The sequence below is a fragment of the Clavibacter quasicaliforniensis genome (assembly GCF_051201715.1).
Taxonomy (GTDB): Bacteria; Actinomycetota; Actinomycetes; order Actinomycetales; family Microbacteriaceae; genus Clavibacter; species Clavibacter seminis.
On record NZ_CP139624.1, the window covers coordinates 2929261 to 2950220 of the forward strand.

Sequence of the window (20960 nt, forward strand, 5' to 3'; positions counted from 1 at the left end):
ACCGCCAGCGACGACGACCGCGGAGCGATCCGATGAGCGGGCCGACCGGGACCGCCGGGCCGACCGGCGCCGACCGTCCCACCGCGTCCACCCGCCCGACCGACAAGGCCGTGCACGCCTGGTCCCTCGACGGGACGCTCGGGCGTCCGCGCGTCCCCGGGCCCGACGGATCCGGCCCGACCACCCGGGGCGGCCGAGCGGCGAACGCGCTCGACCTCCTCGACCTGCCCGCCGAGCTGGCGCGGCGCGGCTACCGGGCCGTGCAGATCACCCACTTCCAGCTGCCCACGCGGGACGCCGGCTACCTCGCGGAGCTGCGCGCGTCACTCGCGGCGTCCGGGATCACGCTCGACGCGTTCCTCGTCGACGACGGCGACCTCACGCACCCCACCGACGCCGACCAGCACGAGCGGTGGATCTCCGACCGCCTCGCCGACGCCGAGGCCCTCGGCGCGCACCACGCCCGCGTCGTCGCCGGCCGGAGCGCACCGACGCCGGAGCTGCTCGCGTCGAGCGCGCGGCGCCTGTCACGGCTGGCCGCCGCGCACCCGGCCGTCGCGGTCGTCACCGAGAACTGGCGAGAGCTGCTGCCCGACGCGGACGCGGTGCTCGCGCTCCTGGCCGACGCCGTCGACGTGCGCCTCCTGATCGACCTCGGCAACTGGACCATGCCCGACAAGCACGAGCAGCTCGCCCGCATCGCGCCGCACGCGGTCACCTGCCACGCGAAGGCGCACCGCGACGCGGACGGCCGGCTCGACGACGTCGACTACGCCCGCTCCCTCCGCGTCCTCCAGGACGCGGGCTACCAGGGAGCGCTCGCGATGGTCAACGAGTCGACCCGGCCCGACGGATCCGACGAGTGGGACGGCCTCGAGCAGGAGCACGAGGTGGTGCGGCGGGTCTTCGGGTGAGGAGATCTCGGGTGAGGTGAGCCCGGGTGAGGTGAGCCCGGATGAGCTGAGCCCGGGTGAGGCGAGCCCGGATCAGCCGAGCGCCGACTCCGCATCCGCCGCGACGGCCTTCTGCACCGCGAACTGGGTGCGGTGCAGCTCCTCGTACCGGCCGCCCGCGGCCAGCAGCTCCTCGTGCGTGCCGCGCTGGACGATGGCGCCGTCCTCGACCACGAGGATCAGGTCCGCGTCGCGGATGGTGGAGAGGCGGTGCGCGATGACCAGGGCCGTCCGCCCCTCGAGCGCCTCGCTCAGCGCCGCCTGCACCGCCGCCTCCGACGTCGAGTCCAGCGCCGCCGTCGCCTCGTCGAGGATGACGACGCGCGGCTGGGCGAGCAGGAGCCGCGCGATGGTCATCCGCTGACGCTCACCGCCGGACAGCCGGTAGCCGCGCTCCCCCACCATGGTGTCCAGCTGGTCAGGCAGGGAGCGGATGAGCGGCTCGAGCCGCGCGCGACGCACGGCGTCCCACACCTCGTCCTCGGTCGCCTCCGGCCGCGCGAGGCGCAGGTTGGACAGGATCGTCTCGTGGAAGAGGTGGCCGTCCTGCGTCACCATGCCGAGCGTGTGCCGCATGGACGCGAAGGTGACGTCGCGCACGTCGGTCTCCGCGAGCCGCACGGCGCCGCTGTCGACGTCGTACAGGCGCGAGAGGAGCTGCGCGATCGTCGACTTGCCGGCGCCTGACGTGCCGACGAGCGCGACGGTCTGCCCCGGCTCGATCCGGAAGGACACGCCGTGCAGCACCTCCTCGCCGCCGCGGGTGTCCAGCGTCGAGACCTCCTCGAGGGAGGCCAGCGACACCTTGTCGGCGGACGGGTAGGCGAAGCGCACGTCGTCGAACTCGACCGCGACCGGGCCCCCGGGGACGCGGACGGCGTCGGGCTTCTCCTGGATGAGCGGCTCGAGGTCCAGCACCTCGAAGACGCGCTCGAAGCTGACCACCGCGCTCATGATCTCGACCCGCGCGTTCGCGAGGCCGGTCAGCGGCGCGTACAGCCGCGTGAGGAGGAGCGCGAGGGTGACGACCTCGCCGGTGTCCAGCTGGCCGCCGAGCGCGAGGGCGCCGCCGAGCCCGTAGACGAGCGCGAGCGCGAGGGCGGAGACGAGCATCAGCGCGGTGACGAAGACGAACTGCAGCATCGCCGTGCGGACCCCGATGTCGCGGACGCGGGCAGCACGGACACGGAACTCCGCGGACTCCTCGTCGGGCCGGCCGAACAGCTTCACGAGGGTCGCGCCGGGCGCCGAGAAGCGCTCGGTCATCTGCGTGCTCATGGCGGAGTTGTGGTCGGCGGCCTCGCGGCGGAGCGCGGCGAGGCGACCGCCCATGCGGCGCGCGGGCACGAGGAAGACGGGGAGCATGATCACCGCGAGCACGGTCACGAGCCACGACGTGCTGAGCATGACGACGAGGGTGAGGATCAGCGCCACGACGTTCGTGACCACGCCGGAGAGCGTGCCGCTGAAGGCCTGCTGCGCGCCGATCACGTCGTTGTTGAGACGGCTCACGAGGGCGCCGGTACGCGTGCGCGTGAAGAACGCGATGGGCATCCTCTGCACGTGGTCGAACACGGCGGTGCGGAGGTCGAGGATCACGCCCTCGCCGATGCGCGCCGAGAACCAGCGCGTCACGAGCGACACGGCGGCGTCGGCCACGGCCACGAGCGCGATGACGACGGCGAGCCGGACGATCGTGGCGGTCTCGCCCCGGGCGACGATGACGTCGACCACCTGGCCGGCGAGCACCGGCGTCGCCACCGCGAGGAACGCGCCGACGACGGACAGCCCGATGAAGACGAGCAGCTTCGCCCGGTACGGCACCGCGAACGTCATGATCCGCTTCACGGACTCGCGGGAGATGCCGCGCGACCCGTCCTGCGCGCTCGAGATCTTGTAGAGCGAGCTCCAGGCGACGCTGTCCATGCTCATGGTGGTTCCTCTCGTGGACGGCCGCTCGGGGCGGACGGGGGTGCGCGCGAGTCGGGTCCTCTGCGGCGGATCGGGCATCCGCGTCGATGCTCCGACCGGGACGCCGTCGTCGTGACCGGATCCGCGGACGAGCGTGGACGGATCGTCCTGCCGGTGGGCGCATGCCCATCATGAGCCACGGACGGACGCGATCGCGCCCAGCCGGCGAAGCGTCACCGGATGGCCGTCGGGCGGAGGATGCAGCCGGGTACGCCGCACGGACCACCTCGCCGCCGCAGGATGCGCCCTGGCGACCCCCGGAGTCCCTCCTGCGCCCGGCGAGGCCGTCGCATCGTCGTTCCTGGCGTGAGGGCATGACCTCGATCACGCAGACACCGACGCCCGCACGCCCCGCCGCGGCGACCGCCCGCATGGGCACCGCCGCCGACTGGATCGCCCACTTCCACGCCAACGCGGACCGGCATCTGACGCCCGAGCAGCTGATCCCGTCCGGCACGCCCTCGCCGATGGACGCCCGCACGCGCCGGGCGTTCGTCCGCTCGTTCCAGCGGTTCGCGCTCGGCGAGAGCGGCGACGGCGCCCACCTCCTGCGCATGGCGACCGCGGCGGGCGATCCCGCCTACACGCACGCGCTCGCGCTCCTCGTGCAGGAGGAGCAGAAGCACGCGGCCCTGTTCCTCCGCGCGCTCGACCACCTCGACGCGCCCGCGCTGCCCGCGCACTGGACGGACGCGGCCTTCACGCGGCTGCGGCACCTCATCGGGCTGCGGACGGAGATCAGCCTGTTCCTCATCGCCGAGACGGTCGCGACGGGCTACTTCCACGCCCTCGCCGACCACGCCCCGGATCCCGCGCTGCGCGCCCTCGGTCGGCGGATCGCGGACGATGAGCGGGACCACGTCCGCTTCCAGATCGACCGCCTCCGCACCGGCTTCCGCGAGACCCCCGCTCCCCTGCGCGCGCTCATCGGCACCGCCTGGACGGTCGTCGCGGCGGGCGCCGCGACCGTGATCGTGGTCGACCACCGGGCTGCGCTGCGTGCGTGCGGTGTCGCACCGCGCGCGTACTGGCGGCGGGCGATGCACGGGTTCGGGGCTGCGGCGCGGTCGGTGCTGGTGGATCCGCGGGCGCCGCTGCTGGGGCCGACGGACGCCGAGCCCGCCCGCGCCTGACCCCAGGCAGACGAGAAGGGGCGGGCCGCCTGCTCGGCGACCCGCCCCTCCTCCTGGTCCGCTACCGGCTGTCGTCAGACGCGCGCCAGCGCATCGACGGGTCGCCCGGTCGTGTTCAGCGGCGGACTGCCTTGCGGCCGCCGACCTTCACGTAGATGAAGAGCACGATGATGGCGCCGATGATCGAGCCGATGATGCCGGCGGGCTGGAAGAAGCCGTCCATCGCGTCGCGCTGGAACAGCAGGAACGCGAGGAAGCCGCCGACGAACGAGCCGACGATGCCGAGCACGATGGTCATGAGGATCGACATGCTCTGGCGTCCGGGGATGACGGCGCGGGCGATGAAGCCGGCGATGAGGCCGATGACGATGAGGCTGATGATGAGTCCGAGCATGGTGATCTCTCTTCTGTGCGAGCACGTCAGGAAGACGCGCGGTGGTGCCCGTTCGGGGCGATGGATCCAACGTCCCACCCTGCGGGGTGTGGCGGCACACCCCTGGGGGTGGGATGGTGATCCCATGCCCGCCACCCGCACCCGCCCCGTCACGATCGCGCTCGTCGACGACTACGACGTGGTGCTGAAGGGCCTCGCCCACATGTTCGACGACTACCGCGACCGCGTGCTGGTCGCCGAGATCGACGCGAATGCCGCGCTCTCCGACGAGATCGACATCGTGCTCTACGACTCGTTCGCGCAGCCGGAGTCCGACCACCACGAGATCGCGGAGCTGGTGCGGAACCCCCGCGCCCGCCGCGTGGTCGTCTACACCTGGAACTTCCAGCCCGAGCTGATCGCGGACGCCCGCCGCCAGGGCGTGCACGGCTACCTCTCCAAGGCGCTGCCGGCCAGGGAGCTCGTGGAGGCGCTCGAGCGGATCCACTCGGGCGAGGAGCTCTTCAACGACGCGCCGCTGCGGGCCGCGAGCGCGCCCTCGCTCGACTGGCCGGGCAAGCGCGAGGGGATCACGGACCGCGAGTCGGAGATCCTCGCGCTCATCACGCAGGGCAAGAGCAACCAGGAGGTCGCGGCGCTCACGTACCTCTCCCCCAACACGGTCAAGAGCTACATCCGCTCGATCTACCGCAAGATCCAGGTGCAGAGCCGCACCCAGGCGGTGATCTGGGGCGTCGGGCACGGGTTCAGCCCGGATCACCACCGGATCGACCATTGGCTGGGTGGGCCGTAGCGGGCACCTAGAGGTCTTCGCGGCCGATGGGAACCGTCATGGATTCACGTGCGCTTGTCCGCGATGAACGCGTCGAGGTCGAACGGTGCGGCTTCGCCGCTCGCCTCACCGGCGAGCAGCGCTGCTCGCAGCACGTCGAGCTGCGATTCCTGGTCCTCCATGCGGCGGAGCCCGGCGTGGACGACCTCGCTCGCGGACCGATAGCGCCCGGATGCCACTTGTCGCTACCTCCCGTAGCCGCCGTCTCGGCCGCTCGCGCGACCACCGGCAAGCGGGCCCGGTCGCGCGGCGCCGCGGACCGCTCGCGACGGTGACGGCCTCGCGGGTCGCGCGGTCCCGGGCGATGCCGGTCGCGGGAGAGGGACGATCGCTCGCCCCAACACCTCCTCCAAGCGCGCATTGCTGCCGGTGTCCTGGCTGTGGAACCGAGCCTCGACGAACTGCTCCCTCAGCGGCGAGCCGACCGCGAACCGAGAGGATTCGATCCGGTACCCCGCCTGCTCCGCGAGCTGCGAGAAGAACACGAACTGCGTGCGGGTGTTGCCCTCGCGGAAGCTGTGGATCACGTTGAGCTCACCCCAGATCTCTGCCAGCTCGTGGACGAAGTCCGGCCGTTCGAGACCGCGCAGAAGGTCCTTGGCGGCGAGCTGCCGGTACTGGGCCTCGGCTGCTTCGGTGAGGGTCGGACCGGCCGGGTAGTAGGAGTGCCCGTCCTTGGTCATGAAGGAGCCGACGGGAGCCACGCGCTCCTCACCGGCCCAGTCGTAGACATCCTGGAAGATGTGCCGGTGGGTCGCCTTCATGTGGGGGTAGTCGAAGACGCCGTCGATCGGTTCGTCGGCCAGCTCACCCGTCCTCAGAGCCGTGGCCGCCTCCTCGAGCTGCGTGAGCACGATTCCATCCACCTCGCCGTGCGGCCGGCCGGGTCCCGTGAACTTGTTCCTCAATACAGACGTACCCGGGATGAAGTAGTCATCCCAGGTACGGAACGTCGAACGGCGAGGCATCAGCCCTGGATGTGCCGGCGGATCTCCGCGACTGCCTCGTCACCGGTGATCTCGTGTCGTGCGGCTCGCTCGAGGATGGCTCTCAGTGCAGGATCCGACACCTCGTGTCCGGCCAGGGCCAGTGCTGCATCCGCGAACGCGAGGCGGTCGGCTACCCGTGCGTCTTCGGCTGCGGCAGCGGCTGAGGCGGGAGATGCGTGGGGCATGACGAGATCCTTCCTGGGATCTACAAACCTACCCGCGCGGTTGTGGCGTGAGCGGTGAATCGCGACATCCTCGGAGCGCAGCCGGGACGGCGAGTTGGGGAGGAGCTCCTGACCGCGAAAGCGGACGCATGGCCCGGCACATCACCCGCGCGCTCCCCGCCTCCTCTGGGAGCATGACCCGCATGATCCCCTCCACCTCCTCCCGGTTCCGCAAGTCCGTGCCCAAGGCGAAGGCGGGAGATCGGGTGGCGGTGCTGAGCCCCGCGTTCGCGGCACCCGGCATGGCTCCCGAGGTGCACGAGCAGGCGATGCGGCGGCTGCAGGAGGCGACCGGGCTGATCCCCGTCGAGTACCCGACCACCAGGCGTCTCGGCGCGAGCGCCCGCGACCGCGCCGCCGACATCACGGCCTCGTTCGCCGACGACTCCATCCGCGCGATCGTCTCGACCATCGGCGGGGACGACCAGGTCACGGTGATCCCGCACGTCGACATCGAGGAGCTGGCCCGGAACCCGAAGCCGTTCCTCGGCTACAGCGACAACACGAACCTGCACAACCTGCTGGCGGGGCTCGGCATCCCGAGCTTCTACGGCGGATCCACCCAGGTGCACCTCGGCGCGGGCCCCGGCATCGACGACGTGCACCTGCGCTCGCTGCGGGCCGCGCTGATCGAGGGCGGGGAGCTCGAGATCACCGAGCCCGGGGAGTCGGAGGACTTCGGGATCGACTGGACGGATCCTCGCGCGCTCACCGAGTTCGGCGAGCGGCACGCGACGGAGCCGTGGAAGTGGGCCGGCCCGGCGCGCACGGTGGAGGGGCCGACGTGGGGCGGCTGCATCGAGGTGATCGACCAGATCGCGATGGCCGGGCGCATGCCCGAGACCGCGAAGCTCGAGGGCGGGATCCTGCTGCTGGAGACGAGCGAGGAGGTGCCGTCGGCCGACAGCGTGAAGCGGTGGGTGCGAGGGCTCGGCGAGCGCGGGATCCTCGATGTCGTCGCGGGCGTGCTCGTCGCCCGGCCGGTGACCATCGTCATGGGCGCGCCGGTGCCGTCGGCCGAGGAGCGCGCGCGGCTGCGGGCCGAGCAGCGCGACACCGTCATCGAGCAGATCACCCGCTACAACCCGCGCGCTGTCGTCTGCGTGGGCGTGCCGTTCGGGCACACGCGGCCGCAGTGGATCCTGCCCCACGGCGGCACGGTGCGGCTCGACGGGGCGGCGAAGACGGTGCACGCGGACTACAGCTGAGGGCGACGTGGACGAGGTGGATGGGGACCAGGGGGGACTTACGGACCGCCGCGCCGTCGTCATGACAGCGGCCATGCGCGCGCGAATGGCCTCGACCGCACGGAGCGAGGGCCCGCCGCACGGGCAGCATGGCGATGAGGGCGTCTCGTCGGCCGGGACCTCGGAGCCGCCCGCGCCGCCCGAGCACTCGAACCTGCCGCGCTCGGCGACGTTCCGCGGGAACCTGCTGTCGCGGCTGACGCTCGTGGAGCGGTCGCAGCCGGAGGGCGTCGCGATCGTCGAGGGCGTCGAGTTCGCCGAGGACTCGACGACGCTGATCACGACCTCCGGGCACCGGATCCGCATGTCGGGGTGGGCGACGAGCGAGGAGATCCATGAGGCACTCGCCGCCGTGATGCCGCTCGCGCCGCTGGACACGGACTGCTGGCAGAGCTTCCCGTACGACATGACGCCGTGGTCGATCTGGCTGACGCTGCACTACGACCTCGCCTCACTTGAGGGTCACCTCGACGACAACGTGCCGGGGCTGCACCTGGTGGAGGTGCATCGCGACGGCGAGCTCGCGCGCATCGTGACGGGGATCGGCGACGACCGGTTCCGGCACGGGGTGCCGCTCACGGAGCAGCCGCTCGCCATCCCAGTGGACCTCGCGTTCGAGGTCATGCGGCTGCGGCGCTGAGCCGCGTGGTCCGCCCGGCGGTGGCGCGGATCCGCCGGGTGGATAGGCTTCGCGCGTGACGCTGCAGAACCACCCCGGCGAGGTCGAGTTCCCCGTTCGCGCGCGCGTGCGCTACGCCCAGATGCTCAACGCGCAGCGGATGAAGCCGCGCGGCGGGAGCGGGAAGCGGGCGCTGCTCATCACGGCCTTCGCGCTGCCGTTCGGGGTCGCCGGCTCGGGGCTCGGGATCCTCGTGGCGACGTCCGGCCCGCCGGAGGGCGGACCGGCGATGCCCATCGTGCTGTTCGCGCTCGGGCTGGGCATCGGGATGCTCGTCGCGTCGATCGTGTTCCAGCAGATCGACGCGCGGGCGCCTCGACGGGACCAGCTCGACTACGTGGCCCAGGCCAGGATCCGGCCGGTCACGCTCGAGGAGCAGCAGCTCCTCGCCCTCGACGCGGTGAGCGACTACTCGTTCGGCGGCTGGAACTCGTCGCTCGCGTTCCAGCCGACGTGGGCCGAGATGCCGGCGGAGCTGCGCATGAAGCACGCCGACGGGTCGACCGGGCACGAGTGGACCGGCCTCCCGATGACGACGCTCGCGCAGCACCGCGCCGCCCTCGACACGCAGTTCCGCATCGCGTCGCGCGACGACATCGAGCTGTTCGTGGCGGATGCGCTGGCGCAGGGGCCGCAGTCGGCGCGCTTCGCGGAGCTGGCCGCGTCCGAGGAGGCGGAGCGCATGGTGTCGCGCATGGCCGCGCTCACCGGCCGGAGCGAGTTCGAGATCATCGACCTGACCCGCCCGCACGACGGCCGCCCGCCCGTGCTGCTGCTCGCGGGCGACAGCGAGCGCACGATCGGCGCGATCCGCTACGCCTACATGGCCGGGTACCTGCCCGCGGACGATGCGTGGGCGCTGATCCGGCAGATCGGCGCGCGGGTCTTCGCGACCTACGACGGCTGGGACGCGTACTGGGCGGATGCGGCGCTCGCGCTCGCCTTCCGCACCGACAGCCTCGACGCGGTGATGTCGCAGCGGCGGGTGCGGGACGCGCTCGTCGCGTCCGCGTGGCCGGCGGCGACGGTGCCATGGCCGGGGGCTTCGCCGGGCGCTGCGGGCTCCTAAAATGTTCTTAGCGGTCGCCCAGCTGACCCGAAACAAGCCGAATCAGTCGACGTCCGTCGAGGGCGGGGGCTTCCTTACAATCGGAAGTTTGCCTGATCACAGTCGCCACGGGGAGAACCGCACAGTACCGCCGCTTAGCGCCTCGTCCGCCATAACTCGAATGTTCCGCGCTTAAGCGATCGTGCTCTCTCTCCATACCCGGCCGGGATGAAACGAACCTCTCGGCAGCAAGTAATGGCTCCACCAATCCGTGACACACTTGGGGGCGACCTAAGGCGACAGTATAAACGCTCTTAGCTATTAACTTGTATTTGAATCCGACGATTAAAGAAGCACTTCAAATCGACGCGGCACACCAGCTGTTGGATTATCGAAGTCCTTGTCCTGGCGAGAGAGGTTCGGTTACTTGACGGCCGTGTCGCGCCCCATCTACCTTTTCAAAGGCCTTCGGAGACCTCGGGGCCGCCCTGCAACTCAAATTCTAATTCGCCTCTCTTTACGACAGGAAGCAATATCGGCACGGGTAATATTCGAGCCGTGGTCGTCATAATACTTTCTCGAATGTAAGGAAACGCCTGCATTACGGCCACTTGATTAATAAAAACATGAGCTACGTCCCGAGGAATTCTCAGCGGCTCCTCGGATTCGTACTCGCAGGCAACGTCAACAACCGCTTCGCCATAAATAGAGGAGACTTCAACCCGAAATCGGGTTCCGAATTCGTTCTTCTTGTGCCTCGTTCGAACTTTGAACATGGTTTCAAGACCGCTGTCGACAGACTCATCGGTACCCTCGTCCACTTCTTCTTCGTGAAGCGTTGCGCCGACTTGATAAAACGTTACCGCACTTAAACTTAACTTTTCAACAAGAGACTCAATGGTTTCTACAGACTTGTCGGTCAACGCCTACCTCCAGCCGGCCCGGGCAGTAGTTCGCCGCGCGCGGACGCTCGGCAGATGAACCACGCGCGAACTGCCCCAGTCAGAATGATTTATTTCTGTGACTGAATTAATGGAATGATCGATTAATACCCCTAATGCATGGGCGTATCGACGGATCGTGGACAGCTTAGGATCATTTGCTTGACTTTCAAACGCTGCCAGAGTGGGTTGGGCAATACCCATACGCTCCGCGAGCTCTGCTTGAGTGATTGCCTTACTTTCCCGAATATGACGCAGGCTCCACAGAAGACGCAGATCGTTCTCGTGTAATGTGCGAGATAGCTTCTCTGAATCAGTTTCTTCATCGAATCCGAATGGATCAGCGACTTCACCACGGGCTGCGGATGACGCGCCCAACGTACGAGTAGTGGGGGACATAGACCGGAGTCTATACCACAACTACGACGACATCAAGCCCCATGTGGATGGCCGACCTTCAAAATACCTCTGCGAAGCGACTTGGATAGAAGCGTCTTGATCGCCTGTGACACTGTCGCTGTCCAAGTCTTTCCAATACAGATGCAGCCCTACGATTGTACTTTGACCTTTACTCTTCAACTGCCTTGGTTCCACGTGGTACATTCGTATATGCAATTCGCGATCCTCACCATTCTCTTCCCGAATGGCATGACTGAACCTCAGCTCATACAGCTCCAAGCGCGTCTCCGAAGACAGCGGCCCCTTCACATCGTGTAGCGGAAGTAGTTGCCCAAGTGCGAGCGACTTCATAGTTGCTCGAATCTGGCCCACAAAGTAACTTGCGTCCTCATCTCGAACCCCAGCACCTTCCAGGAGCCCACGGATCAGGTCGATGGGGCGCTCGCCAGGGCTACGTGCGTACCAATGATACGTAATTAGAGCATATTCAGGCTGAGAACAGATGGACTTTGTTCCCGAGTCAACCTCATGACTAACACTCATCCTGTCACCATACGCCATGCCACCGTCACGGCCCAGGCCCAGGTGCGCGTATTACCCCCAAACGGGGGCCTACGCTTCAACCCGCTGTGCTGCAAATTGCATTTCCGGCCTACAGCACAGACATTCTCTGCGATACTGACCAACTCTCCTCCGCACCCATATTGGAAGCGTAGAGACTGTGAGTGGCGGTAACGATGAGTTACTACCTTGGGGCGTCTAGGCTCGACAACGAATGCGGTCTACATGCGCTTTCGAGGGAAAGTCAGTCGCGCGGCTCGCCCGTGAGGGGGCGGATCACGCGGTGACCGTCGAGGGAGCGGGCCGCCTCGAGGACGTGGGCGGGCGTGATCGCGAGGAGCGCAGGGTCCGGGATGGCGGAGAACGTGTCGCCGAGGCGCTGGGACGCGTCGGTCAGCACGACGTGCGGGCCGGACGCGGGCGGGCCCCACTCCTCGGGCGGGGCCGGGCCGAAGATCACGACCGAGGGGATGCCGTAGGCGGTCGCGAGGTGGGCGGCGCCGGTGTCGGCGGAGATCACGAGGTCGGCGGCCGCGATGATGCCGGCGAAGGCGTCGAGGGCCAGCTGGCCCGCGAGCACGGTCGAGATGGGCATGCCCGCGAGGGCGGCGACCTCGAGGGCGCGCTCGCGCTCCTTGTCGGATCCGGTGAAGACGACCGTGCGGCCCTCGTCCGCGAGCGCGCGGGCGACCTCGGCGAAGCGGTCGACGGGCCACTGGCGGGATCCGTAGGCGGCGCCCACGTGGATCACGACGGCGTGCTCGGCGACAGGCGGCTCGGCGGGCACGAGGATGCCGACGTCGTCCGGATCCGCCGGCATGCCGTGCCAGGAGACGAGCCGGGCCCAGCGGTGGCGCTCGAGGACGTGGTCCTCCCAGGCGGGGCCGTCGGCGGCGGGCATGCCGTCGAGCTCGGGGGCGGCGTGGCCGAGGGTGCGGTCGGCGCGCAGCTCGTGCAGGAGCGCGCGGCTCTCGATGCCGGCGCCGTGCAGGTTGATCGCGAGGTCGACGGTGCCGGGCTCGCGCGCGATGGGGTGGTCGAAGCCCTGCTGCGGGAGGTGCTCGTCGACCATGCCGAGCAGCTTCACGACGGGCGCCAGCCAGCCGGTGGTGGCGAGCGAGATGCGGGCGTCCGGGTGCGCGCGGCGGATGGCGCGGAGCGCGGGGACGGCCACGAGGATGTCGCCGAGCTTGATGGCGCGCAGGATGAGGATCTCGGCGGGGTGGGCGGCGTCGTCGGGGAGGGCGGCGCGGTCGCCGGGGGTCTGCATGGGTTCCAGCCTGGCAGAGGGGACGCGCGACGGTCGGGGCGGCGACGAGCCTCGCTCGGCACCCGGATCGTGGACTCCCGCGGCCTATTTCCCCATATGCTGAGCCCGCAGCGACGCGCGTGGCCCACCCGGGGCCGACCGTCGCACGGCCGACGGAGGCATGCAGGGGCAGACGCGAGGACGCGCGCACGGTCGCCACCGGCCCGACGCCTCCGCGCCCCGGCGTCCTCGCTCCTCCGCCCGTGCTCCGCGCGACGGCGACGGGCGCGCGCACCGACCCCACCGGCGGGCGGGCGGCGTCGGACCGCGATCGTGGATCCTCGGCACGGCGCTCCGACGCGCGGCCGCGCAATGGCGGCTCGTCGTCGCGGTGGTCGCCGTCGCGACGCTCGCCTGCTCGCTCGTGACCGTGCTCGGCCTGCTCGTGACCACCACCGAGGAGGGCGGCGTGCGGCGCACCCTCGACGCCGTGCCCGCGGAGCGGACCGCCGTGCGCGTCACGGTCGACACCCCCACCGGGACCGTCTCGGAGGCGCGCGACGCGATCGACCGGGCGCTCCGCGAGCTCCTCGGCGAGACGGCGGGGGCGACGCCGACGGGATCCGCGGTGAGCGAGATCGAGGACGTGGGCGGAGTGGCGGGCGACGGATCCGAGCGCGTGCTCGCGTACGCCGGGGAGTACGACGACCGGGACGCGCGCGCCGAGCTGGTCACCGGGTCGTGGGGCGCCGTGCCTTCGGGCGACGGCGAGCTGGAGGCGGCGCTCCCGGAGGCGGCGGCGTCCGCGCTCGGGCTGGGGATCGGATCCACCCTCGAGGTCGCGGCGCGCGGGGACGCCACCGCGACCGTGCGGGTCGTCGGGCTGTACCGGGCGGTGGATCCGGGCGGCGCGGCCTGGCTCGACGACCCGCTGCAGGGCCGCGGCGACGATGCCGCGTTCCCCGAGCCGGACGTGTCCTTCGCCGACTTCGTGCACGCGATCGGCCCGCTGATCGTGGCCGACGGCGCGCTCGACGCCGCCGACGTGCGCGTCGAGACGCTGGACCTCCGCACGCAGCCGACGTTCGACCGCGTGACGGTGGCGGGGATGGATCCGCTCGTGGCGCGGCTCGGGGACGCGGACGCGGGGATCACACGGGCGGCCGGCGACGTGGGGCAGTCCGTCGCGTACTCGTCGGGCGTCGCGGAGGCGGTGGCCGGGGCGTCCGCCGCGCTGACCGTGACGCGCGCGACCGTCGCCGTCGCGGGGCTGCTGCTGGCGGTGCTCGCGCTGGCCGCGATCGCGCAGGCCGGACGGCTCCTCGCCGACGCGCGCGACGCCGAGCGGCGGCTGCTCGCGGCGCGCGGGGCGTCGCGGCGGCAGGTGATCGCGCTCGCGGGCCTCGAGGCTGCGGTGCTCGGGGCGCTGGTGGCGGGGATCAGCCCGCTCGTCGCCGCGCTCGGGTACCGGGGGCTCGCGGCGCTGCCGGCGATGCGCGCGGCGGGGATGCCGGCGTCGTCCGGTGTGCCGCTCGGATCCGTGCTGACGGCCGTCGCCGTCGCCGCGCTGCTGGCCGCGGTGCTGCTCGCGCCGGCGCTGCGCCGGGCGGACGACGAGGATCCGGCGGCCGGGCGCGCGGGGGTGGCGCGGCTGGCGCGGTCGGGGATCGACCTGGCGCTGCTCGTGCTGGCGGGGCTCGGGATCGCGCAGCTGGTGGCGTACCGGTCCGCGTCGGCGTCCGGGGGCGAGGACGCGCCCACCGGGCTCGACCCCGTGCTCGTCGCCGCGCCCGTCGTGGTGCTCGTGGCGGTGGCGGCGCTCGCGGTGCGGCTCGTGCCGCTCGTCGCCCGCGGGCTGGGGGCGCTGGCGGCGCGCGCCCGCGGATCCGTGCTGCCGCTCGCCGCGTGGGAGCTCGCCCGGCGCGGACGGCGGGCGACCGCGGCCGTGCTCCTGCTGAGCCTCGCGCTCGCGGTGTGCACGTTCGGCGTGACGTTCCTGCACACGTGGCGGATCTCGCAGGAGGACCAGGCGGCGGTCGCCGTGGGGCCAGCGGCGCGGGTGGTCGCGGATCCGGAGCGGGCGGTGGGGCAGTCGGCGCGGCTCGCGGAGGCGGCGGGGCGGGCCGGCGCGGCGAGCGCGGACGGCGGCGTGGAGCCCGTGCTGCGGCGGCCCATGCGGATCGACGGCGCGCCCGCGGGCGACCCGGCCGAGGGCGGCGTGGGGACGGGGGCGCAGGTGCTCGGGCTGTCGGCGGCGGCGCGCACGATGATCGCGGACGGGCGCGGCGGCGCGGCCGGCGGGACGCGCGTCGAGGAGCTGCTGCGGGGATCCGCGCGCACGCGCGAGGACGCGGGCGTCGCGCTGCCGGACGGGACGCGCGGGCTCGTCGCGACCGTGCGGGCGGGCGACGCGGCGGCGCCCCTCGCGGACGTGCGGGTGCGGGTCGCGGCCGTGGTCGAGGATCCGCGCGGGCTGCTCGCGGTCGTGGACCTCGGGGACGCGCCCGCGGACGGGTCGACGGTCGAGGTCGCGGGGGCGCTCGACGGCGGGAGCGGGAGCGATGCGGCCGGGGCGGCGGGTGGGACAGCAGACGCGACGACGCCCGCCGGCGTCGACGGTCTCCGGCTGGTCGGCCTCCGCACCGAGGTGGTCGGCGGACGCGACGCCGACACGTCGTCCGAGCGCGCCACCGAGGTGCTCGTGGGCGGGATCGCGGCGCGGACGGGCGGCGGGGCCGACCCCGCGGATCCGCTCGCCGACGCGACCGCCGCGCCCCTCGACGACACCGCCGTGACCGAGGCCGTCGCGGGCTGGGGCGGCGTGAGCGTGGATCCGGCCGCGCGCCCGCCCGTGATCGAGGCCGCGCCCGCCGGCTGGCAGGTGCGCCTGCCCGTGCTCGTGCCGCCGGACGCGTCCACCCGCACGGCCGTGACGCTGCTCGTCGCGTGGGTGCCCGTGCAGCTGGTCGACGCGGTGATCCCGACGGCGCTCGCGGACGGCCTCGGCGTGGATCCCGGGATGGCGCTCGACCTCGCGGTCTCCGGCGAGCGGGTCACGGTGACGGTCGCGGGCGACGCGCCGCTCGTGCCGGGATCCGCGACCTCCGAGGCGCTCGCGGCGGGCGCCTCCGGGCTCGCGGGCGCGGGAGGCGCGACCACCGTCGTGGTGGACGGGCCCTCGCTCGCGCGCCTGCTGATCCAGCGCGGGGCGACGGGCGCGCTCGTGGACGAGTGGTGGGCGGGCTCGGGCGGGCTCGCGACCGCCGACTCCGGCGCCGACCCCGTCGTCACGCGCGCCGCCCTCGCCCGCGACCTCCAGGAGGCGCCGCTGCGGGTCGCGACGCCGACCGCGCTGCTCCTCGCGATCGTGGCCGCGGGGATCCTCGCGTCCGCCGGCTTCGCGCTGCACACGGTCGCGTCGCTGCGGGCCCGGCGGGCGGATCTCGCGCACCTGCGGGCGGTCGGCGTCTCGGCGTCCGGCGTGGTCGGGCTGGTCGCGGTCGAGGCGCTGATCCTCACGGTGCTCGGCGCTCTCGCGGGGATCGCGGCCGGGCTCGCGACGGCGCTCGCGGTGGGGCCGCTCGTCGCGGTGTCGCCGGGCGGCACCGCGCCCGTCCCCGCGGTCGAGGTGCACGTGCCGTGGCTCGCGATCGGGCTGCTGCCGGCCGGGCTCGCGGTCGTGCTGGCGCTCGTGGTGGCCGCGGTCGCGCGGGCGCAGCAGGCCGCGCGGCCCGCCGAGCTGCTGCGCGCGGGAGGCGGGGAGTGAGCGGGCGGCGGGCGGCGGATCCGCGTGGTCGCGCACCCCGCGTCGGCGCGCGGCTCCGGATCCTCACCGCGGGAGCCATCCCCCTCGCACCGCGCCGGCTGCTCCGCGACCGCGGGCTCGCCGCGTGCCTCGCGCTGCTCGTCGCCGTGTCGTCGCTGCTGGCGGCGGGCGCGCCGGCGCTGGTCAGGCGGATCCTCGACGCCGACGTCCGCGAGCGCGTCGCCGCCGCCGGATCCACCGCGGACGTCGTGCTCCGCGCCCCGCTCGGCCGGTCGCAGGAGGGCGGATCCGTCGAGCCGGAGGACGTCGTTTCCCTCGCCGACGCGCTCCCCGCGCAGCTGCCACGGGCCCTCGCGCGCGCCGCCGACGGGATCACGAGCGCCGTCGTCACGCCCGGCACCCTCGCGACCGGACCGCTGACGGTCGGCGCGCAGGCCGACGGATCCGGCGGGTCGGCGGGCGTCGGCGGCGGCCCCTCCGCGACGCCGGCCGTGCGCATCGCGCTGCTGACGACGTCGCTCGCCGCCGACCTGCGCGTGGTGCGCGGCGTGCTGCCCGGCACCGCGAGCGATGCCGACGCCGAGCCCGGCCCGCCCATCGGCACCTCCCCCGACGGCCCCGTCGAGGTCGCCGTCTCGTCGGCCGCGGCGGAGGCGGCGGGCCTCGTCGTGGGATCCGCGCTCACCGTCCCGCAGGGCGGCGCCGACCGGATCGACGGCCGGGCGCCGCTGCTCGGGATCCGCGTGGTCGGCATCGTCGAGGCGGCCCCAGGCACATCCCTCCCCGACGTCCCGGGCCTCCTCGCGCCCGTAGCCGCGGCCGACCGCGCCCCCGGATCCACCGCCGGCATCACCGTCGTCGCCGCGGCCGACGGCTTCGACCTGGCCCGCACGGCCGACCTCGCGGACGGCGACGGCGTGATCCGCGTCCGCCTCGATCCCGCGGCCTTCACCGACCAGGGCGCGCGGGCGGTCGTGCGCGACGTGCAGCGGCTCGCGGCCGGCACGGCGCCGGTGGGCGTCGACGGCGCCGAGGTCGGCGGATCCTCGGCACCGCTGCAGGTGACGTCCGGCCTCGACCGCGTGGTCGCCGCCCACGACGACGCCGCGCGCGCGGCCGTCGCGCAGATGTCGGTGCTGCTCGCGGGCGCGCTCGGCGTCGCCGCGATCGTGCTCGTGCTGCTCGCGCGGCTGCTCGTCGGGCGGCGGCGCGAGGACATCGCGCGCGACCGGGCGCGCGGGGCGGGCACGGCGTCCGTCGCGCTGACCGCGGGCGTCGAGTCGGTGCTGCTGGCGGCGGTCGGCGGCGCGGCCGGGCTCGGCGCCGCCGCGCTGCTCGGGGTGCCGTGGCCGCTCGCGGATCCCGCGCCCGTGGTCCTGCTCGTCGCGGTCGCCGCGCTGGCCCCGCCCGCCGAGGCCGCGTGGATCGCCCGCCGATCCGCCGACGCGGGCCGCCGCCAGCTCGGCCGCCCGGGCCGCGTCGACGCGCGCCGCACCGCCGCGATCCGCCGCCTGGTCGCCGAGGCGCTCGTGGTCGTGCTCGCGATCGCCGCAGTGGTCGCCGCGCGCGGCCGGGGCCTCCTCGACGCGCGCACCGACGGCGTGGATCCGCTGCTCGCCGCCGCGCCCCTCCTCCTCGCGGCCGCCGCGACCCTCGTCGCCGTCCGCCTGATCCCGCCCGCCCTCGCGGCTCTCGCGGCCCTGGCCCGGCGCGGGCGCGGCGCGCTGGGCGCGGTCGCCGGCGCCACCGGATCCCCCGCCTCGCCGCTCCCGCTCGGCGCGCTCACGCTCGCGGTCGCCGTCGCGCTCACCGGCGGGCTGCTCGCCGAGACCGTCGCGACCGGACGCGTCGCGGCGTCGTGGCAGGCCGTGGGGGCGGACGCGCGCGTCGACGCCGAGGTGTCCGACGCGGACGTCGCCCGACTCCGGGACGCGCCCGGCGTGACGGCCGCCGGATCCGCCCGAGTCACCGACGACGCGCTCCTCGCCGACGGACCCGTGCAGGCCTTCGCGACCCTCCTCGCCGTCGACGCCGGGTACGCCGACGCGCTCGCGGCCCTCCCCGCGGACGCCGACGCGATCGACCCCGCCGACCCCGACCGGATCCGCGCCCTCGCCGGCGAGCCCGCCGAGGACGACCGCCTCCCCGTCCTCGTCGACCGCGTCCTCGCCGACCGCCTCGTCACCGACGACCCCGTGCTCACCTTCGGCGAGCGCAACGTGCGCGTCCGTGTCGCGGGCGTGATCTCCGACGGCCCGCGCGGCTACCTCGGCGGCCCATTCGTGATCGTCGACCGGGGCGCGCTCGCGTACTGGGCGGGCGAGCCGATCGTGGCCGACCAGGTGCTCGTGACCGGCCCGGGCGCCGCCGCGGCCGTCGCCGAGCTCGACGCGGATCCCGCCGACGTCCTCACGCGCGACGCCTGGCAGGCGCAGCGCTCCACGGGCGCGCTCGCGGGCGGGGTGGACCTCGTGCTCGCGCTCGCGACGGCCGCCGCCGGGATCCTCGCGGCCCTCGCCCTCCTCGCCACCGCGGTCGCGGGCGCCGGCCGACGCGCGCGCACGCTCGCGCTCCTCCGCACGCTCGGCCTCCCGAGGCGGGGCGGGATCCCCCTGGCCGTCGCGGAGCTCGCGCCGGCCGTGATCGCCGCGCTCATCGGCGGCGCGGTCGCGGCGGTCGTCACCGTGCTGGCGCTCGGGCCCGCGCTCGGCCTGCGGCTGCTCACGGGCGGCCGCGCGGATCCGCCGCCCTCGATCGCGCCCACCGTGGTGCTCGCGGTCGCCGGCGCCGCCCTCCTGATCCTGGCCCTCGCGATCCTCGCCGAGGCCGCCGCCCACCGCCACGACCGCCTCGCCGCGGTGCTCCGAGAAGGGGATGCAGCATGACCCGACGACCGACGCACGAGACCGGCGGCGCCGCGACCGCGACCGCCCCGCGCCCCGGCGCCCCCGAGTTCGGCGCGGGCGCGCTCATCGTCTGCGACAGCCTCGTGCGGATCCACCAGGTCGGCGACGTCGAGGTGCAGGCGCTGCAGGGCCTCGACCTGCTCGTCGACGCCGGCGAGATGATCGCCGTGGTCGGCGCGTCCGGCGCGGGCAAGTCGACGCTCCTCCAGATCATCTCCGGCCTCGACGTGCCCACGGCCGGCCGCGCGCGCGTCGGCCGCTGGGACCTCCTCCGCATGACCGCCGCCGACCGCGTCGCGTACCGCCGCGAGGTCGTCGGCTTCGTCTGGCAGCGCACCTCCCGGAACCTGCTGCCCTACCTCACGGCCGCCGAGAACGTCGCGCTGCCGATGGCCTTCGCGGGCGTGCCCCGCCGCGACCGGGCCGCGCGCGCCGCCGAGCTCCTCGGGATGCTCGGGATCGCGGACGAGGGCGACCGACGGCCGGCGCAGCTCTCCGGCGGGGAGCAGCAGCGCGTCGCCATCGCCGTCGCGCTCGCGAACCATCCGCAGGTGCTGCTCGCGGACGAGCCGACGGGCGAGCTCGACCGGGCCTCCGGATCCGACGTGATGGCCGCCATGCACGCCGCCAACCGCGAGCTCGGCACCACGGTCGTGATCGTCACGCACGACGCGGCGGTCGCCGAGCAGGTGGAGCGCACGGTCGCGATCCGCGACGGCCGCACCGCCAGCGAGGTCGTCCGGCGGCGCGAGGTGGATGCGGCGGGCGAGTCCCGCGTGGTCGCCGAGGAGTACGCGGTGCTGGATCGCGCGGGCCGTCTACAGCTACCCGCTTCCTACCGTCGGTCGCTGGACCTCCGCGGCCGCGTCCGCCTGGAGCTCGAGGCCGACCACGTGGGCGTGTGGCCGGACGGCGTGCCGCGGGCCACCGCCGCCGAGAGCGAGGACGACGCACGATGACCGACCCCACCCCCATGGTCCGCGTCGAGGGCGTCTCGCGCTCCCACGGATCCGGCCCCACCGCCGTGCACGCCCTCCGCGACGTGTCGCTCGAGGTGCCGCGCGGCCGGCTCGTGACCCTCGTCGGCCGCTCCGGATCCGGCAAGACCACGCTGCTCACCTGCATCGGCGGCCTCGACCGGCCGACCGCGGGCCGCATCGAGGCCGACGGCGTGGACGTCACGGCGCTCGACGAGGCCGGCCGCACCGAGCTCCGCCGCGACCGCGTGGCCTTCGTCTTCCAGACCTTCGGCCTGCTGCCCGCGCTCACCGCGGCCGAGAACGTCGGCCTGCCGCTCCGCCTCCGCCGCGCCGCGCACGACGAGCGCGAGGACCGCGTCGCCGAGCTGCTGGAACTCGTGGGCCTCACCGCGCACGCCGGCCAGCGTCCGTCGGAGATGTCGGGCGGCCAGCAGCAGCGCGTCGCCGTCGCCCGAGCGCTCGCGAACCGGCCGCGCCTGCTCCTCGCCGACGAGCCGACCGGCCAGCTGGATCAGGAGACGGGCGCCGCGATCATGCGGCTCCTCCTCGACGTGGTGCGCGCCGAGGGCACGACCGCGCTCATCTCGACGCACGACGCGACGCTGCAGGGGCTCGCGGACGCGTCGATCCGGCTGACCGACGGGCGGGTGGATCCGACGGGCATGTGAAGGCGGAGGGGCGGCCCGGC

The 20960-nt window shown here is 73.3% G+C and carries 18 protein-coding genes; 10 read left to right on the forward strand and 8 right to left on the reverse strand.

Annotation, left to right across the window (positions count from 1 at the left end):
* Window positions 1-32 precede the first annotated feature (32 nt).
* Window positions 33-914 carry a sugar phosphate isomerase/epimerase family protein gene (locus tag NL142_RS13925; protein ID WP_435080181.1) on the forward strand — a complete coding sequence of 294 codons (882 nt, stop codon included), beginning with the start codon at window positions 33-35 and terminating at the stop codon, window positions 912-914.
* A 72-nt stretch (window positions 915-986) separates the two neighbouring features.
* On the opposite strand, the gene NL142_RS13930 is transcribed toward NL142_RS13925, so the two are convergent.
* Window positions 987-2885, reverse strand: a complete 1899-nt coding sequence (locus NL142_RS13930; RefSeq protein ID WP_435080182.1) for an ABC transporter ATP-binding protein — start codon at window positions 2883-2885, stop codon at window positions 987-989.
* A gap of 353 nt (window positions 2886-3238) precedes the next feature.
* Between NL142_RS13930 and NL142_RS13935 the strand changes: the two genes are divergently transcribed.
* Complete coding sequence (locus NL142_RS13935) at window positions 3239-4057, forward strand: ferritin-like domain-containing protein (RefSeq protein ID WP_435080183.1); 819 nt, start codon at window positions 3239-3241, stop codon at window positions 4055-4057.
* Between the two features lie 115 nt (window positions 4058-4172).
* Here NL142_RS13935 and NL142_RS13940 read toward each other — a convergent pair whose 3' ends face one another.
* Window positions 4173-4451, reverse strand: a complete 279-nt coding sequence (locus NL142_RS13940; protein WP_086506568.1) for a GlsB/YeaQ/YmgE family stress response membrane protein — start codon at window positions 4449-4451, stop codon at window positions 4173-4175.
* Between the two features lie 124 nt (window positions 4452-4575).
* On the opposite strand from NL142_RS13940, the gene NL142_RS13945 reads away from it, so the two are divergent.
* The gene (locus NL142_RS13945; protein WP_435080184.1) at window positions 4576-5244 is read left to right on the forward strand and encodes a response regulator transcription factor; all 669 of its coding nucleotides are present in this window, start codon (window positions 4576-4578) and stop codon (window positions 5242-5244) included.
* A 44-nt stretch (window positions 5245-5288) separates the two neighbouring features.
* Here NL142_RS13945 and NL142_RS13950 read toward each other — a convergent pair whose 3' ends face one another.
* From NL142_RS13950 to NL142_RS13960, 3 genes are all read right to left on the reverse strand, one after another.
* A complete protein-coding gene (locus NL142_RS13950; protein WP_194684427.1) occupies window positions 5289-5462 on the reverse strand; it encodes a type II toxin-antitoxin system ParD family antitoxin in 174 nt (57 codons plus the stop codon).
* Between the two features lie 6 nt (window positions 5463-5468).
* Window positions 5469-6137: a Fic/DOC family protein gene (locus NL142_RS13955; protein WP_435080185.1), complete on the reverse strand. Its 669-nt coding sequence runs from the start codon at window positions 6135-6137 to the stop codon at window positions 5469-5471.
* A 113-nt stretch (window positions 6138-6250) separates the two neighbouring features.
* Complete coding sequence (locus NL142_RS13960) at window positions 6251-6457, reverse strand: antitoxin VbhA family protein (RefSeq protein WP_435080186.1); 207 nt, start codon at window positions 6455-6457, stop codon at window positions 6251-6253.
* A 182-nt stretch (window positions 6458-6639) separates the two neighbouring features.
* Here NL142_RS13960 and NL142_RS13965 point away from each other — a divergent pair, with 182 nt between their 5' ends.
* The 3 genes from NL142_RS13965 (at window position 6640) to NL142_RS13975 (ending at window position 9491) form a co-directional block, all read left to right on the forward strand.
* Window positions 6640-7704 (forward strand): S66 family peptidase, encoded by a 1065-nt coding sequence (locus tag NL142_RS13965; protein WP_435080187.1) that lies wholly within the window; start codon window positions 6640-6642, stop codon window positions 7702-7704.
* 85 nt (window positions 7705-7789) lie between these two features.
* On the forward strand, window positions 7790-8383 hold the full coding sequence (locus tag NL142_RS13970; protein ID WP_435080188.1) for a hypothetical protein: 594 nt from the start codon (window positions 7790-7792) through the stop codon (window positions 8381-8383).
* A gap of 55 nt (window positions 8384-8438) precedes the next feature.
* Window positions 8439-9491 (forward strand): DUF1266 domain-containing protein, encoded by a 1053-nt coding sequence (locus tag NL142_RS13975; RefSeq protein WP_435080189.1) that lies wholly within the window; start codon window positions 8439-8441, stop codon window positions 9489-9491.
* Between the two features lie 437 nt (window positions 9492-9928).
* Here the strand turns inward: NL142_RS13975 and NL142_RS13980 are convergent, their stop codons facing one another.
* From NL142_RS13980 to NL142_RS13990, 3 genes are all read right to left on the reverse strand, one after another.
* Entirely contained in the window at window positions 9929-10393 is a 465-nt protein-coding gene (locus NL142_RS13980; RefSeq protein WP_435080190.1) for a hypothetical protein, read from the reverse strand.
* 3 nt (window positions 10394-10396) lie between these two features.
* Window positions 10397-10810 carry a helix-turn-helix domain-containing protein gene (locus tag NL142_RS13985; RefSeq protein ID WP_435080191.1) on the reverse strand — a complete coding sequence of 138 codons (414 nt, stop codon included), beginning with the start codon at window positions 10808-10810 and terminating at the stop codon, window positions 10397-10399.
* A gap of 805 nt (window positions 10811-11615) precedes the next feature.
* Complete coding sequence (locus NL142_RS13990; RefSeq protein ID WP_435080192.1) at window positions 11616-12641, reverse strand: glycosyltransferase family 9 protein; 1026 nt, start codon at window positions 12639-12641, stop codon at window positions 11616-11618.
* Window positions 12642-13011: 370 nt separating this feature from the next.
* Between NL142_RS13990 and NL142_RS13995 the strand changes: the two genes are divergently transcribed.
* From NL142_RS13995 to NL142_RS14010, 4 genes are read left to right on the forward strand one after another with little or no spacing between them, the layout of a single operon-like run.
* The gene (locus NL142_RS13995; RefSeq protein WP_435080193.1) at window positions 13012-16386 is read left to right on the forward strand and encodes an FtsX-like permease family protein; all 3375 of its coding nucleotides are present in this window, start codon (window positions 13012-13014) and stop codon (window positions 16384-16386) included.
* Window positions 16383-19271 carry a hypothetical protein gene (locus NL142_RS14000; protein ID WP_435080194.1) on the forward strand — a complete coding sequence of 963 codons (2889 nt, stop codon included), beginning with the start codon at window positions 16383-16385 and terminating at the stop codon, window positions 19269-19271. The genes NL142_RS13995 and NL142_RS14000 overlap by 4 nt, the downstream gene beginning before the upstream one ends.
* Window positions 19268-20251, forward strand: coding sequence for an ABC transporter ATP-binding protein (locus NL142_RS14005; RefSeq protein ID WP_435080195.1), 984 nt, complete (start codon window positions 19268-19270; stop codon window positions 20249-20251). Before NL142_RS14000 ends, NL142_RS14005 begins: the two co-directional genes overlap by 4 nt.
* The gene (locus tag NL142_RS14010; RefSeq protein WP_435080196.1) at window positions 20248-20940 is read left to right on the forward strand and encodes an ABC transporter ATP-binding protein; all 693 of its coding nucleotides are present in this window, start codon (window positions 20248-20250) and stop codon (window positions 20938-20940) included. The genes NL142_RS14005 and NL142_RS14010 overlap by 4 nt, the downstream gene beginning before the upstream one ends.
* Window positions 20941-20960: the final 20 nt, after the last annotated feature.